This is a genomic window from uncultured Methanobrevibacter sp., assembly GCF_902801725.1.
Classification (GTDB): Archaea; Methanobacteriota; Methanobacteria; order Methanobacteriales; family Methanobacteriaceae; genus Methanocatella.
Genome location: NZ_CADCJB010000020.1, coordinates 1 through 16,225, shown reverse-complemented (window position 1 = coordinate 16,225; position 16,225 = coordinate 1). Strand labels below are relative to the sequence as shown.

General features: G+C 35.5%; 10 protein-coding genes and 1 tRNA gene. 1 reads left to right on the top strand and 10 read right to left on the bottom strand.

The window, feature by feature from the left end; all coding sequences use genetic code 11:
* Positions 1 to 5 precede the first annotated feature (5 nt).
* The 7 genes from QZV68_RS05680 to QZV68_RS05650 form a co-directional block, all read right to left on the bottom strand.
* Positions 6 to 2,498: a heavy metal translocating P-type ATPase gene (locus QZV68_RS05680; RefSeq protein WP_296879413.1), complete on the bottom strand. Its 2,493-nt coding sequence runs from the start codon at positions 2,496 to 2,498 to the stop codon at positions 6 to 8.
* 63 nt (positions 2,499 to 2,561) lie between these two features.
* On the bottom strand, positions 2,562 to 3,359 hold the full coding sequence (locus tag QZV68_RS05675) for a nitroreductase family protein (RefSeq protein WP_296879411.1): 798 nt from the start codon (positions 3,357 to 3,359) through the stop codon (positions 2,562 to 2,564).
* Positions 3,337 to 4,554 (bottom strand): amidohydrolase family protein, encoded by a 1,218-nt coding sequence (locus tag QZV68_RS05670; protein ID WP_296879409.1) that lies wholly within the window; start codon positions 4,552 to 4,554, stop codon positions 3,337 to 3,339. The genes QZV68_RS05675 and QZV68_RS05670 overlap by 23 nt, the downstream gene beginning before the upstream one ends.
* 9 nt (positions 4,555 to 4,563) lie before the next feature.
* Positions 4,564 to 4,953: a DUF126 domain-containing protein gene (locus tag QZV68_RS05665; RefSeq protein ID WP_296879407.1), complete on the bottom strand. Its 390-nt coding sequence runs from the start codon at positions 4,951 to 4,953 to the stop codon at positions 4,564 to 4,566.
* Between the two features lie 18 nt (positions 4,954 to 4,971).
* Positions 4,972 to 5,553 (bottom strand): zinc-ribbon domain-containing protein, encoded by a 582-nt coding sequence (locus QZV68_RS05660; RefSeq protein ID WP_296879405.1) that lies wholly within the window; start codon positions 5,551 to 5,553, stop codon positions 4,972 to 4,974.
* A gap of 9 nt (positions 5,554 to 5,562) precedes the next feature.
* A complete protein-coding gene (truD, locus tag QZV68_RS05655) occupies positions 5,563 to 6,825 on the bottom strand; it encodes a tRNA pseudouridine(13) synthase TruD (protein ID WP_296879450.1) in 1,263 nt (420 codons plus the stop codon).
* Positions 6,826 to 6,846: 21 nt separating this feature from the next.
* Positions 6,847 to 6,920, bottom strand: a tRNA-Arg gene (locus QZV68_RS05650).
* Positions 6,921 to 7,446: 526 nt separating this feature from the next.
* Here QZV68_RS05650 and QZV68_RS05645 point away from each other — a divergent pair.
* Entirely contained in the window at positions 7,447 to 7,587 is a 141-nt protein-coding gene (locus tag QZV68_RS05645; RefSeq protein WP_296879403.1) for a hypothetical protein, read from the top strand.
* Here QZV68_RS05645 and QZV68_RS05640 read toward each other — a convergent pair.
* From QZV68_RS05640 to QZV68_RS05630, 3 genes are all read right to left on the bottom strand, one after another.
* The gene (locus tag QZV68_RS05640; RefSeq protein WP_296879401.1) at positions 7,579 to 8,163 is read right to left on the bottom strand and encodes an N-acetyltransferase; all 585 of its coding nucleotides are present in this window, start codon (positions 8,161 to 8,163) and stop codon (positions 7,579 to 7,581) included. The two genes, QZV68_RS05645 and QZV68_RS05640, sit on opposite strands and share 9 nt — an antisense overlap.
* A 306-nt stretch (positions 8,164 to 8,469) precedes the next feature.
* Positions 8,470 to 15,276 (bottom strand): Ig-like domain repeat protein, encoded by a 6,807-nt coding sequence (locus tag QZV68_RS05635; RefSeq protein ID WP_296879399.1) that lies wholly within the window; start codon positions 15,274 to 15,276, stop codon positions 8,470 to 8,472.
* A gap of 200 nt (positions 15,277 to 15,476) precedes the next feature.
* Positions 15,477 to 16,225: Ig-like domain-containing protein (locus tag QZV68_RS05630; RefSeq protein ID WP_296879398.1), on the bottom strand; the 749-nt coding region annotated here is incomplete at its 5' end.

Here is a 16,225-nt window from a genome sequence, read left to right as displayed (position 1 = left end):
ACCAATTAATTTTTACTTTCTCTTTTTATTTCAGGAACATATCTCTTAAGCATCAATGAAAGGGATATGACAGTAACTGAACTCAATGCCATTGCCAGACCTGCCAAGGCCGGTTCGAACATTATTCCGAATGTAGGATAAAGAACGCCTGCAGCAACAGGAATCAGTATTGTGTTATATGCAAATGCCCAGAATATATTTTCCTTAATCCTTCTCATGACTTTTTTAGAAAACTGAACTGCAGCAACAACGTTTTCCAAATCACCTTCCATAATAACAATGTCCCCGCTTTCCATGGCAATATCTGTTCCGTTGCCCATTGCAACACCAATATCTGCCTGAGTTAGAGCTGGAGCATCATTGATACCGTCCCCGACAAAGAGAACCTTTCTAGTGTTGTTGGATTGAGTCTCTTTTACAATATCCAACTTGTTTTCCGGAAGAATTCCCGCCTTCACATTGTCAATTCCGACTTCACCGGCAACTGCAAGTGCCGTAGACTCATTATCTCCTGTCAGCATATATGTTTCAACATTCATCTTATGCAGTTCATCAATAGTTCTTTTGGAATTGGCCTTAATCTTATCAGATAAACTCAAGATACCTTTTATGGATTTATCCCTAGCCAAAAAGATTATTGTTTTAGACAATTTCTCAAGGTCATGGTATTTTTCAATCAATTCTGAAGACACTTCCACATTCTCCGATTCCATCAAGGCAAGGTTTCCCGCCAAAACTTCAATACCATCAATTTTGGCCTTCAATCCCTTACCGGTCACATTTTCAAAATCGGTTGTCTGATTCAAATCAATGCTTAATTCTTTGGATTTGTTTACAATGGCCTTGGCGATTGGGTGTGATGAATTCTGCTCAACGCTTGCCGCAAGCCTAATTAATTCACTATCTGAAATGTCATAGCATATTACATCATCAACTTCAGGTTTTCCTTCGGTAATTGTACCTGTTTTGTCAAATGCCGCAACATCAATCTGACCTGCATTTTCCAGAGTGTCGCCATTTTTAATCAGAATGCCGAATTCGGCTGCCCTTCCAACCCCTACAGTAACGGCCGTTGGAGTGGCGAGTCCCAATGCACACGGACATGCAACAACCAATATTGATATCAGACAGGTCAGGGAGAACAGCAGCGAAGCTCCCAGGACAACATACCATATCAGGAATACGATTATGGCTATTGACAGTATTACAGGAATAAAGTATGTTACAATGGTATTTGCAAATTTTTGGACAGGAGGTCTTGAGCTTTGCGCCTTTTCAACCAGACGAATAATATTGGACAGTACTGTTTCCTTTCCGATTTTTTGAGCCCTGATATACAATACGCCATCCTGATTGATTGTTCCGGCAAAGACTTCCTCGCCATCTTTTTTTACTTTAGGAATAGGTTCACCGTTAATCATAGATTCGTCAACGTAAGATTCTCCACCAACCACATCACCATCAACAGGGATTTTTTCACCCGGCTTGACCAGCAGCAAATCGTCAACGACAATGTCTGATATTGAAACTTCCTTTTGAGATGTGATTTCGCCATTTTCATCGAGTTCAATTGCAGTTGCAACAGTCGGCTGAAGACCGATTAACTCACGAATTGAATCTGAAGTTCGTTTCTTAGCTCTTGCTTCAAGATATCTTCCAATCATTAAAAATGAAGGAAGCATAACAGCTGAATCATAAAACATGAAAGTATGGTCCAATACTATTCCGAATGTTCCGAAAATACTTGAGATATATGCAACCAGAATACCCATAGAATACATTACATCCATATTCAGGTTCTTGTGCATCAATCCGTTTATTCCCGCTTTCAGAATTGGTAAAGAGACATAAATGAAAGGAGCGATACTTACAATCAGTGAGAGCAAGCCCATTGAAGATATGTTCAGTCCTGTTGCATGATTCAGGGAATGTACAATACCCATAAGAGGATCCCATCCGCTGAACATTAAAACCATTAGGATAGCTGAGAAGATAAGGCCTACAATGATTCTGTTTCTTTTTTCCTTCAAATCCTGCTGATAGATTGCTTCCTCATCGATTTCGGTTTGGCCTTCGATTCCCAAAAGTTCAAATCCCAATGATTCTATGACATTTTCTATTTCATCAATGTCTACTTTTGACGAATCATATCTTATTTTAGCTGATTGTGAAGTTAAATCCGCCTTGACGTCGAAAATGCCATCCATCCTTATTAGAAAATTCTCAACGTTCATTGTGCATGAAGCGCAGTGCATACCCTGAATCCTTAAAGTCATTTCATCACTGTGCAGTTCAAAACCCAAGTTTTTAACCAGCCGCTCCATATCTTCATAGGAAATTTTTTTGGTATTGACTGTGATATGCAATTTATTTGCAGCCAAATCCGCATCAACTTCTTCTACACCTTCAATTTTTTCAAAAGTCTTATTTACACTTAAAACACAGGAAGCACAGTGCATTCCTTCAATAGGCAAATCCATTCGCTTATGCTTTACCATAACATCACAACCATCAGCATATACACATTAATATATGTTTAAAATATAATAAAGTTTGTTTTACTAAAGATAAGAAACATTAATGTCATTGTGAGGGATTGTTCTTTTGAATTTCACTTTAGGATATCCGATAATGAAAGCTGAGTACATATGTTTATCCTTATCGATTTTCGGGAAAAATTCCATCAGTCTGTCGTGGTCCAGCTCATCAGCTTTAAGTATAAAAAGAGAATAGAAACCGCCAAGACCCAAAGAATACGCAAGCAGTTCCAGACGAGTGTTTGCTATAACGGCACTGGTCTTATCAGTTGAAAATGTTAATATAAGCTGTTTTCCACTCCACAATAACGGATGGAATTCTTTTGACTTATTATCCTTTAAATAGTCTCCGAATTCCTTGATTCTAAAGAATTTACCTTCTTCAACTTTAATGATATCGTAAACCAAGTCCATGAATTCATCAAGTTTTTCATCCAAAACAACAAATTCAGCATCCTGCTGGTTTTGAGCTGAAGGAGAATAATAAGCACCTTCAAACAGTTTGTCAAAAGTAGCTTCATCTATTTTTTCATCTTTAAACCATCTGATGGAACGCCTCTGTTTTAATAATTGAAGCAAATCATCATATTCGACGGGAATTTCGCAGGGATTGTAATCCTCAATCCTATCTTCCCTGCCTTCAAAAGACTTTAAAGTAATTGCATTTTGTCTGCATATTGCCATACAATGGCCACATTCAAAACAGTTGCTGCCCACTTCCTGAGCAACATCTTCAACAATTATATTATCCCGAATGCAGACAGAAGCGCATTGCATGCATGCGATGCACAGTTCACTATCAATACTTAACTTTAATTCCATCCAGAATCACCATCAAAATATTGTCATTATCGCTTAAAATAGAAACGTCATCCAAAGGATTAGAATTTACCAAAATCAAATCGGCAACATAATTTTCCTTTACCAGACCCAAATTATCCTGATTCAGATATTCAGCAGCTTTTACTGTTCCACTGGCTATTGCCTCATCGCCGGACATTCCTATATCAGTCAGATGAATAAGCTCTTCAAGGTTATGTCCGTGAGGAATGACTCCGCTATCGGTTCCCATTAAAATGTTAACTCCCTCATCATATGCAACGGAAACATTTTCCTTGTGAACTTTAACGATTTCCTTCAGTTTTTCAGTCTTTTCATCCGCATAACTGTCCCATTGCGGAAAACCGTTTTCGTATAAAAACTGATGGACCAGAAGTGTTGGAACCAGACTGACATCATTTTTTACCATTCTGCATGCGGTTTTTTTATCGATGAATGTTCCATGCTCGATTGATGAAAAACCTGCATCAATACAGTTGTTCATTCCTTTTAAACTGTGGCAATGAGCGGATACCTTCATATTACTGGTACTGGCTTCATTGACAATTGCCTTAAGTTCTTTTTTATTGAATTGTGAAAATTCAGGAGAAGTATTTGCAGTCAATACCCCTCCGCTGCACATTACCTTAATGAAATCGGCGCCTGCCCTTCTCATTTCACGTGTCTTTTTCAAGACCTCTTCAACTCCGTCGCATCTTCCTTTAGGATATCCGGGATACACGATTTCCATATCCCATCCGGAAGGCAAAAGCAAATCGAAATGTCCACCAGTCATAACCAGAGGATTGATTGACAAATAGATTTTAGGAGCTATAAACAATTTTCTTTGCTGTGCCAATTTAAAACCCAAATCAGCAGATCCGCAATCCCTAATTGAAGTAACGCCGGCATTAATTGTCTGCAGACTATGAGGAACCGCATTATAAAAATGAAGACCTAAAGGATTTGCCATATTCTCCTGCTTGTGAAATCCTTTAGCGAAAATATGAACATGGCAGTCGATGAAACCGGACATCAGATAATTGTCCTGCCCATCAATAATCTCTGCACCTTCCTTTACGGAAATTTCAGCGGAAGAAATTTTTTTAATCAGACCATCTTCAATCAGGACATTGCAATCTGATTTGACCTCTTCAAAGGGATTGACAATGTTTACATTTTCAATCAGGGTTTGCATCGAATCCCCCTAGAGGATTTCTATGGTTCCGTTATCACCGTCAACTTCAACCATTGTCCCATTTGTCAGCTCATTAGTGTCGGCAGGTGAGTCAACCATTGGAATGTCAGACATTATGGCTCCGGTAGCTATAATCGGTTCTGCACTGAGGCAAATGATTGCTTTGGGAGCAGTATTGTTTTTCATCATCTGGAAAATAACGTAAGATCCGACAGTGGAGCCTTTTCCGCCAGGGATGAACAATACCTTATCCTTGATTATCTCTCCTTTCAACTCATGGTTTGGGTCGATTACTTCACCATTTTCGGGATTTACGCCTCCAAGAAAACTGATAGGTTCTGATGAAACAATCAATTCCCCTTTCGCTTTTCCTTTTGCAATATTTCTACATTCAATCATTAAAATCACTTATATCAATTAGAATAATTTATCTTCAACATGTTCTCCGTTGTTTATTGCGTTAGTGCTTTGAACTACATCAATTAATGCCCAGACCCAAATTATGAAGCATAATATCCAACCTATAAGGATAATAACCAGAACGGCGGAGATTATGTATCCAAGTAAGAACAATATTCCCTTATGGTTGAGATTCAAATAAAAGTGTCCGAGTCCAGGGAAAATTATGCTTAAAATGACAGAGACCAATATGTTTTTTTCTTCAACCACTGCAGGAGGATTTCTTTGAGTATTTCCTGCTTTTCCAGACAGATCAAATCCGCATTCCGGACAGAACTTATAATCCCTGTCAAGCTCATAGCCGCAATTGGTACAGAATTTGGTTTTCTTAGCAATAGCTGTTTCGGCCGGGACCTCATCAGCTGTCTTTTCTTCAACAATTTCGGAAGTTTCAGCTTCTTGTGAATCATTTTTTATTTCCGGTTCGCTTTCTTCGACTTCAACTGTTTTTTTAGTTTCGCTTTTTTTAAGCAAAGCACCGCAATTAGAGCAGAATTTTGCATCTTTTACATCTTTTCCACAATCAGGACATATTACCATTGTTTCACCTTAAATTACATCTTTTTTCATAATTTCTCTTAAAACTGCAGTTGCATAAGATCCTTTATTAATTGAAAATTCGCATAAAACGCCCTCTTCAGTCGGGATAGCTGAAGCGTCCCAAACCTGAAATCTCATTGAACGCCTTAAACCGTGGCTTCCTAAACGGGGCATTTTAGGAACTTCGAAATCTTCTTTTGTAATATTGTAGTTTTTCAATATGTTCTCTTCCATTTCACCAACTTTTTCGCCTGCAAACGGAACTTTTGTACCGTATAGAGGGCAAGTCGGACTGGCCTGGAAGGTTTCAATCAATTCCTGAAATTCTTCGGGAGTTTTATCGCGAACAATATGTTCCTCATTATCAATTACAATATCTCCCTCAACATATTTATTGATTCCCATTTCTACTCTATTACTTACAGCTTCATTGAACAAATAAGATTGATAAGCATGGACAAACATTCTTTGAAGAGGCTTTGGAAGTGCATGCAGCGCATTCATATATGATTTGTCTGTCAATTCGCCTTTTTTGGAATCCCTAATCAATTCCTTAATCATCATTTTTTCATATCTCATTCCCTTACCCATCAAATTAAGGGATTCTTCCAGATTGCCGTCATCAAATGCCTGTCTTGCCTTTTGATTTTCTTCAGACTCATCATCCTGAGGATTTCCAATGTATACTCCAACAGCCTTTTCAAGATCATTTTCAACCAATGCTTCACCAACAAGATGAGTTATTGTTCGTGGCTTTCCGAATCTCTGCCATCCAAAGTAATTTGGAACTCCAGTGATTTCAAGTTGCTTTAAAACTTCATTAGCAGTATTTGCACTTTTTTCTATATCGTCCAAATCTTTAATAAGGATTCGGAACTTATTTCCCTTCAGCTGACCCATCCTAAGTTTCTTGCGACCTCTGACAATCTTTAAAAAATCGGTTTTATAAATTTCGCCGTCAAGGGCCTTGACCTGATTAAGCTGCTCTTCAGAGTCCATATTTGCAATGCAAATCCATTGACGGGTTATTGCCTTTTTATCCTTCATTCCGGCAAAACCCATCCTTTTTCTTGAAATGTGCAGGTCACGGGCAATATCCAGAACAACATCCAGAGTGGTTCTTCCCAGCTTTTCAATCCAGACATAAACGTTAGGACCTTCGCCTTCAGGAATCACTTCAGGAATTTCCTCAACATAAAAATCTTCATATTGGTTTCTAATTGTTCCACCAATACCTTTTTGATCTGTTACATAAGTATTAGCATTTAACATATCAATCACGGAAAATAATAATGCCCTGGCCGGGATTTGAACCCGGGGAATGGGATCCGCAGTCCCATGTGTTATCCAAACTACACCACCAGGGCTAAACAAAATAAGATAACAATTAATTATATGATTTTTATAGTATTTAATTATTCCCCTCCAAAAATACCAATGAAAAAATTTTAAAAGTAGCCAAATTCTAATATTTTCATGGTTAAACCATTTCACCAAACCTTCTACAATCAAATTCCAAAAAACATATTTTAAAAAAATAGAACTAAATCGAAATTTAATCATTAAAAATTAGCAGGATTATTAAAAAATAAGTTAAAGTAGAAAATCAATGTCAACAACATGCTTTCACATGTTGGAACAGATAGACATTGAAACACATCAAACTAAAGTTCAGAATTTATATATTCAAATGTGGATTTAAACTCTAATGAATATTTACCAAGAGGAGAATGGAAACAATTCAATACGCACAGTCAAATGAATCCTGCATACATGTTTTAAGAAAAAGGAAATATTGCATTAGATCATCAATATTGAAATCAATTTAAACAACAATTATTTAAACAATGCCGAACATACTAACTGTACCAATATCATAAGAGGTGGATTAACATGGCAAAACCTATTGGAGACACTCCCACATTATACGGTAAAGAAGCATCTGATTTTTTAAATAGAATGGTTAAGCCTCTTAGTAAAAAGGATAAAGAATTTAAAAAGAAGTATGAATCTGCTAGAAAGGTATCATTCTAGAACTCTTAAATCAAGGTATAAATAGAATGTTTTCTCAGGATCTTTTTCTATTATGATATCTAATTTTTCTTTTATCTTGTCGTCATCTTTTTTTAAGTTAATGAAATTATTGCGTGTGTAAAAGTTATATGCCCCTGCATAGCCTTCCACAGTAACAAATCTCAATCCAACATTATTTTCCGCAATGTTTTTAACATTGAACAATATGCTCATCAATATTTCAGAACCCAGTCCTTTATGGGCGTATTTCTCATCTAGTGCCAATCTTCCAATTTTGATTGCAGGCAATTTTCTCTTTTTGGAAGTGATATTCAATTGATCCTTAATATCATGTTTAGTGTCACCGTCACGAATATCCTTTAAGAGAATGGTATCAGTAAGCAGTGAAACATAACCTACTACTCTATCGTCACACATTATGAGTTTTGTTAGACTTAACTTACTTTTCTGTTGTGTTAATGCATCATCTTTAAGAAAATCAGTCAAGTCATCTGACTCGCACTTAAAATCGGACAAATCCTGTTTACCATTTAGTGTTTCAAATCGATAATTCTCTTTAATATAATCAATATCCATAAAATAAGATTGTTTTTTATGATTTATTAATATTTCCATCCCCCAAATTACAAACCAATGACAATATTATGCTTTCAAAGCAATAATGTCATGAATTATCATTTTAACATGAATGAGAATTTCAGCTAAACAAACACTTAGCTTAAATTAAAATTACAAAAAATAATTTGATAGCCCAACTAAAAATAATCTAATTTAATTTGTCGTCTTTTTAATTAAATGACATCAACTTATAAAAAATCAGATAATTGCATTGTGCGAAGTATAGTTAAAAAAGAAAAAGTTGAGGAATATTAAATTCCCCATTTATTTTCTAAATTTTATTGACTTTTTCACCTTGTCCTTGGCATAGATGACCTGATAGGCATATCTTTTGTTTGTTTTGAGCTTTTTATAGACACTGTTTTTGACAGTGAATATTGCTACACCCCTCTTGTTGGTTTTAGCCTTGAAAGTCTTTTTGTTGAACTTCAAAATGACTATTTTGTATCTGAGGTATTTCCTGTTAACCTTTTTCAAGGTAACCTTGATTTTGATTGCCTTTGAAGACTTTTTGGCATTGATGTTATTCGCTGAGACAATGCTTTTTACGATGACCTTTTTGGTTATCCTTAAACTACCATAGGCTGCTTTTACAGTATAGGCTTTTGGAGGAAGACTGATTTTAAGCAAAGCATAACCATTCTTATTGGTAGTTCTAGTATAGGTCTTGCCGCTGATTGTGATTTTAACCTTACGATTTGCCAGCGGCTTATTGTCACCGGTCAAGCGGACCTTGAAGTACTTGCCTGAAGCGTAGAGCATGACCAAATTGGATCCGGTAAGCTTGATGACCGGAACATGCTCCTTAACAACAACCCTTGTCTTGGTTACTGGTGAGTACTTGCCGTCACCGGAATAGGTAACCGTGATGTTGTGTGAGCCTTCTGATAATTCCGGAATCTTGACTGTTGCCTTACCGTTAACTAATTTTGCAGTGTATGAAACACCGTCAACAGTAACTGTCAAAGTACCTGTAGCATCAGATGGAAGTGAAATACTGTAATCATTACCGCTTTCAGGAATGCTGAACGCATCATCCGGAACCGGCTGAACAGTACCATTACCCTCAGTCGAGTTATCATCACCAGTTGAATTTACAGGATTAACAACAACACTAGTTTTAGTAACCTTTGCATACTTACTGTCACCAGAATAAATTACAGAAATGTTGTGAGAACCTTCACCCAACTCAGGAATGCGGACTGAAGCTTTACCATTAACCAACTCCTGAGAATACACCTTACCATCAACAGTAACTGTTAAAGTACCTGTAGCATCACCAGGAAGTGAAATACTGTAATCATTACCGCTTTCAGGAATGCTGAACGCATCATCCGGAACCGGCTGAACAGTACCATTACCCGCAGTTGAGTTATTATCTCCGGTATTATTCTCAATGGTTGAGTTATCATCACCAGTTGAATTTGCAGGATTAACAACAACACTAGTTTTAGTAACCTTTGCATACTTACTGTCACCAGAATAAGTTACAGAAATGTTATGTGAACCTTCACCCAACTCCGGAATGCGGACTGTAGCCTTACCATTAACCAACTCCTGAGAATACACTTTACCATCAACAATGACTGTCAAAGTACCTGTAGCATCACTAGGAAGTGAAATACTGTACTCACTACCATCTTCAGGGAAAGTGAATGCCTCATCTGGAACGCTGATTGGTTGGTTAGTATCTGAAGAGTTTGTAGTATTTTCCACAGGTTGAGTAGTGTTAGTAGCATTGTCTATCGGTTCTGTTGTGTTTTCAGCCGGAGTTACCTTTTCACCGGCAAGAACAATATTTTTAGTGCTTGATTGGTATTTGTCGTCTCCCGAATAACTGATTTGAATGTTGTGTGAACCTTCACTTAATTTTGGAATGACAACTTCAGCAGAGCCACTAGAAATGTCTTTGCTGTATTTGACATTATCAACACTGACTGTTAGACTACCTGTTGCGTCAGCTGCCAATTTAACAGTGAATGTAGTATTGTCATCAGAAATACTTAATGCATTATCCATTAAGACAGCGACTTTAGATACCGTGAATTTAATATCTTTTGTGATACTTTCATATTTATCATTGCCTGCATAGACTATGGAAGTAGTGTAAGTGTTTGCTTTTAGGTTTGGAATAGTTATACGGTTATTTTCTGAAGTATACCTATTGCCGTTGACTATTGTGTAAATTAATCCTGTTGCATCCGTATCGATTTTGATTTCAAGAGTTTTACCGACAGTTATGTTTTCAACTGAAGCTGTTAACACAGGAATATGTTTTTTAACCTCGAAAGTGAACACCTGGTTTTGACTGTTGAATCTTGCATCACCATCATAAGAAACCTCAACAGAGTAGTTTCCTGCTTTTAGATTGGATAATGATTTAGTAATTAAACCGCCCTCACTGGTGAATGTTTCACCGCTGATGGTGTAGGTGAATTTGTTAACGATTTGAGTATCCGCATTGATTGTGATTTGTGCTGTTTCACCAACAAAGATGTCATTTACTGTAACATTGATTGCATCCCTTAAAGGAGCATATGTTAATGCAGTGATACCCTTTTCAGTTGGAACATAAATCAGACCGAAATCATCCATCACAGGATTGCCAATGATTTTAGAGCCTAAATCTGATTTCCAAAGGACATTGCCTTCACTGTCTAAAGCATAGAAGATGTTGTTTGATCCGAAGTACAAGTTATTGTTAGTATCAATCAGTATTCCGGAAGTTACCTTTAAATCTGAAAATTTGGATTGAGTGCCGTCAACAATATCATACCTATAGATAATTCCTCTGGAATTAACATGGTATAATCCCTGTTCATTATCTAAAGCTAATGTAGTTCCAACACCACCTGTGACCTTGGTTTTCCATACCTGCATACCATTACCATTATATGCAACAATACTGTCACTTAAAAGAGCATAAACAATATTGCCCTCACCGATAATCGGTCTTACAGGCATGTAACTGCCAGACTTGATTGAAAGTGTCTGCAATGACTTAGCATCAATGATTCTTAATCTGTTATCTGAGACAACCACAATAATGTTCTCATTTAAGGTTGGAGCGCATAACGGCTGTGTGTTACCTATGGTTACCAATGTTGGGTCACCGCCTTTCTCCCACAACCTATATGGAACAATTGTCAGCTTATAATCTTCAGAAGAAGTTTGATACTCACTTACAATATATAATGCAGCATCACCATCGACTACTGGTGCAAAGAAACTTGAACCCTGATAGATATTGGATTCACCCCATCTCTCACCGGAAGTCTGATTGATGAAATATAAAGTGTCACCAGATTTTGGAGCAATTATAACATCCCGGCTGATTGCAACACCTGAAAGATCACCTGCAGCTGCAGTAGATGTGAAATACCATAATCTGCTGGTTTGATTGAATGCATAGATTCCTGACTGAGTAGGTGCATAAATGTTACCTAAACTGTCAACTATCAAATCACCAGATAAAGTTTCATTGAATGGAATTGTGAAAGCTATATTTCCATTAGTTACTGTTTCATACTGTGATTTATGAGTATTTTCTGTGTTGAAACCTTCATTTTGCACTTGTGGAATCGGATACTCACTAACAGCAAAACTAGTGGTTTTAGATACTGTGTAGTAGTTGTTACCATCGTATGTTGCAGTGTATGTGTAATTTCCAATCTCCAAATCAGGAATGATATACGAAATCTCACCAGATAATGGGATGTTAATTACATCATTATTGATAGTGAAAGTACCGGATGTTTTTTGCGGAACTGTAATTATGATTTCAGCATATTGACCAATCTTGATATCACCAGAGGAGATTGTAAATTCCAAATTTGATTTGGCAATATTGAAAGTGCCGGATTTGGTTAAATTGAAGTAAGTATCATCACCACTATAGAAAACATTGATTTTTTTGTTAGAACCCGCTTCAAGATTGGTGAAAGTAACTTCCGCCTTACCATTGTTTAATTTGGATTGATTGGCCACACCATCAATAGTAACAATCACATCACCAGTAGCATCATCATTTAAAGTAACTTTGATTATTGCTGTTTCACCATAAGTGATATCATCCGCATTGATATTCATTGTAGCATTTAAATTATCCACTTCAATGAATTTAGAGTCACTGCTGGTTAAATACTTATCATCACCATTATAAACAGCACGTATGAGATAATCTCCCCTTTTGATGTTTTTAATAGTGTAATTTGCCTTTGAATTGGTTAATGTTAATGTTCGAGTGTTACTGTTAACTGATAAAGTGACATTGCCTGTTGATGAATCAATTGTTGTAACTGTTATGATAACATCCCCACCAACATTAACAGCACTAAGATTTAGCTGAGTTGTGGATTCATACCTGTTCACATTAACAGTTGAAGTTAACTCTTTTGATTGATACTTCTTATCACCAGTGTATGTTAAAGTAATAGTGTAAGCATCTGCCTTTAAGTTTTCAAATGTAAAAATGGACTTTGGAGCCTGGATTACTTTAGTTTGCGAAAGTTTTCCCACATTAACAGTAAGATTGCCTTCAGCATCGCTTGGAGTAGTGACTGTGACAGTTACATTTTCACCAAACATCATATCCTCAGAGGCCAATTCTATGCTTAGATTGGATTTTAAAAACTCAAAAGTCTTACTGACACTAAAGTTATTGTAACTGACAGTTAAAGCACCATCACTAAAAGCAGTTAAAGTATAAACCACTTCCGAATCTATATTAGTAGTATTTTGACTTACAACACCATTTACTGTTGTAACATCCAGATTTATATCTGGCAATTTAGTGTATTTGTTTCCATCGTTTAGATAGAAAACCGCCTTAACATTTGCTTTTTGATTATTCTCCAAAGCATCCAGATTGGAAGTTATATTTAAAGTAGCATATTTGTTAATGTTTAGGTTAGGTAATGAACTTCCCCACCAGTTATAATCCAAATTAGCATTATTTCCTTGGATGACTTGAGTATTATTTAACAGAATTGAGTTAGTTATTGTTGTAAATGCATTATTTTGAACAAGCAAGGCATTATTATTAGTTAAAATACAATTTGAGATTAGTAAATTGTTACTGTTTTGCTTGATGAAACAATTTGTGTTTAAATTATTTATTTTCAAATTCTTTAAAGTTAAATTGGAATTTGAAACAAATGAAGTAGGACCAGTTAAAGTAGCATTGCCTTCACCTTTGATAGTGACACCATAATTAATTAGAATATTCTCTTCTGAGTAATCCCCGTCCAAAAGAATAATATTTTGACAATTTCCAGCTAATTCCAAAGCTCTTTTAATGGAATTAACTGGAACATTTCTTGAAATACCATTGTTATTGTCATCACCCCTGCTTTTAGAAACGAATACATACTCACGAGTACTGGTTGCAGTTACTTCATTGGATTTCCTATTGGAAATTGTAGGAATTACATAAACATTACAGATATCCAAATCACCAAAATCAATACTGAAAACAGTTGAATTGACCGTTTTTACATATTTGTTGTTAATGTAAATATCATACAATGTCTTATCCAAGATATCTTCATCATAATAAGTTGGGTGTGATAAAGTTGCTGTAATCTGTAAAGTTGCCTGTTCTCTCCCTTCAGTTAATTTGGTAAGTGTCAAGTTAGAAAATTCAATGGAATTACCAAGATAATAATTATCATGAACTTCAACAATTTTATCTTTAGTGGTAATTTTTAACACATCCCCCACTCTAGTATGATTTATAAATGAGTTATTTATGATGTATACATCTGGTGATCCGTAACTGCCTGCGTTAATTGCACAAATTGCAGTACCTTGAGCGGCAGAATTAGCAACAAAAGTAGTGTCACGAACTTCTAGTGAACCCCAATCCATAATAGAAATTGCACCTCCACGACCAGTACCATCAGATAATGAATCAGGATACCAACAATTATTGGCATTGTTTTCAAATAAACATCCTTCAATATAAATATGAGGTTGTGATCCATATTCAGAAGCACCAATTGCGCCACCACCGTTATCAGCAGTACAATTATTTCCCCTAAATATAGAATTATAAACGTTTAAGTTACCATAAGTGTATAATGCTCCACCATTCCATCCGGCTACATTGTCAATGAAATATGAATCATAAATAGTTGAACTTGCACCACTGTGAGTGTGTATTGCTCCAGCCCACCAGAAAGACCGGTTTTTTACAAAAGTAGTATTATAAACAGTTAACTTACCACAATTATTAATACAACCCGGCTCAGTTTCAGCATAATTTCCTTCAAAATAACAATTGCGAACAGTCATATGAGTGGATTTGACACTGCTTGGATCATAAACACTTAAAACACCATAGCTATTGGTACAATTTATAAAAGAACAATTATCAAAGGTCATTGTTCCTTTTTTTAGATGAATGATACAGGAATGGCCATATTGTGTTAAGATATCATGGAATTTGCAGTTTTGGATTATAGTATTTTTTTTACCTCCAATTCTTAAAAACATTCCATCAGGTAACTGATATCCTCCACCTGCCTTAATCCATTTGAATTCTACATTATCTAACGTTAGGCCGACTTTAGTGTTATCTTCTATTTGTATTGCTAGAAATTTAAGTTGCATGGCATTAGGAGACGAATCCCCAAAATATGCCCCTTCACTTCCTATAATTTTTACGTTATTTTTGATTTTAATTTGCTGATTTTCATCAAAATCATCAGAAGGATAATAATGGGTATTTTCCTTTAATTTTAAAGTATAATCCTTATCCGTTTGTGAACAATAATATTGTAATTCATTCCAATCATTTACTACAATAACATCTTCCTCACTTTGAATTACCTCTTTAGAGGAAACTTGAAGAACATTTGAATCATTCAAATTGATATCTTCATCAACACCGTCAATATTATCTACACTTTCAATTGAAGATTCAACACTTACTGATGAAATTTTATCTCCCATTTCAATTGGAGTTTCATCGCTTACTGATGTATTATTATCTTCAATTTCATTTGCAGATATCATACTCATGCTTAAAAACAAAACAAATAACATCAATATGAGACCTTTATAGTTCATAAAACACAGCTCCTTTTTATGTAAATAAATTTTTATGAAAATCTAAATATTTTTAATATTAAAGAATTGATTCATTAAAGTTCTGAATAATAATCTGTGTTTAAAAAGAGTAAACTGTTAAAAGTAAAAAAATATAAAAAGATAAAAATTTTGTTAAATAAAAAAAATTGAAGAGTATTTTTACTCTTCAAAGTGTCTTTTTATTTTATTCTTATTATTATTGTTTTGCTAGATGCTTTGTAGGTTTTATCGCCTGCAAATTTAATCTTAGCTGCGTATTTACCTTCTTTGTTTATTTTTATGGTAAATTTAGCTACGCCTTTTTTGTTGATTTTTGCGACGTAGGTTTTACCATTTACTTTTAAGGTTACTTTTTTACCAGATTTTAAGTATGTTTTCTTATTATACTTGTTTTTAACAGTCTTAAGTATTACGCTAATCTTTTTAGTTTTGGTTTTAGCATTGAAAACTTTGTTAGATGCTCTTATGGCGGTTTTCTTTTTAATGACTGTTAATTTTGATGATGCCATTGGTGCTGCATTGTATGTGTCATCACCTTGGAAAGATATTGCATAAGAGTATGTGTTAGCATTTGCGAAGTTTACACGTATGCCTGCCCTTCCTTGATTATTAGTAGTCCTTTTATAGATTTTACCATTTATAGCAATTTGAACAGTTTTATTAGCTAAAACATTACCGTTACTGTCTTTTAAGATTGCGTAAAACATTCCACCTCTTTCACCGGCTTTGTAGTCAACTGCAACACGGGTGAAAGTTTTAGCAACGACTAATTTTGTGTCCTTTTTAGTAAGTGGTCCGACTTTTGTTTTAAGATCATTAATCTCTTTAGCCTGAGCTTCAATAGTCGCATTCTGTGAAACTACAGTAGCATTAAGAGAACCAACTTGATCTTTTAACTCTTGAATAGTTTTAGTACTATTCTTAGTAT

Bases quoted from the DNA above. Each gene is read 5' to 3' on its own strand.
- QZV68_RS05635 (WP_296879399.1), bottom strand. From the start codon at position 15,276: ATGAACTATAAAGGTCTCATATTGATGTTATTTGTTTTGTTTTTAAGC.
- QZV68_RS05660 (WP_296879405.1), bottom strand. From the start codon at position 5,553: ATGGTAATATGTCCTGATTGTGGAAAAGATGTAAAAGATGCAAAATTC.
- QZV68_RS05675 (WP_296879411.1), bottom strand. From the start codon at position 3,359: ATGGAATTAAAGTTAAGTATTGATAGTGAACTGTGCATCGCATGCATG.
- QZV68_RS05640 (WP_296879401.1), bottom strand. From the start codon at position 8,163: ATGGATATTGATTATATTAAAGAGAATTATCGATTTGAAACACTAAAT.
- QZV68_RS05645 (WP_296879403.1), top strand. From the start codon at position 7,447: ATGGCAAAACCTATTGGAGACACTCCCACATTATACGGTAAAGAAGCA.
- QZV68_RS05665 (WP_296879407.1), bottom strand. From the start codon at position 4,953: ATGATTGAATGTAGAAATATTGCAAAAGGAAAAGCGAAAGGGGAATTG.
- truD (WP_296879450.1), bottom strand. From the start codon at position 6,825: ATGTTAAATGCTAATACTTATGTAACAGATCAAAAAGGTATTGGTGGA.
- QZV68_RS05670 (WP_296879409.1), bottom strand. From the start codon at position 4,554: ATGCAAACCCTGATTGAAAATGTAAACATTGTCAATCCCTTTGAAGAG.
- QZV68_RS05680 (WP_296879413.1), bottom strand. From the start codon at position 2,498: ATGGTAAAGCATAAGCGAATGGATTTGCCTATTGAAGGAATGCACTGT.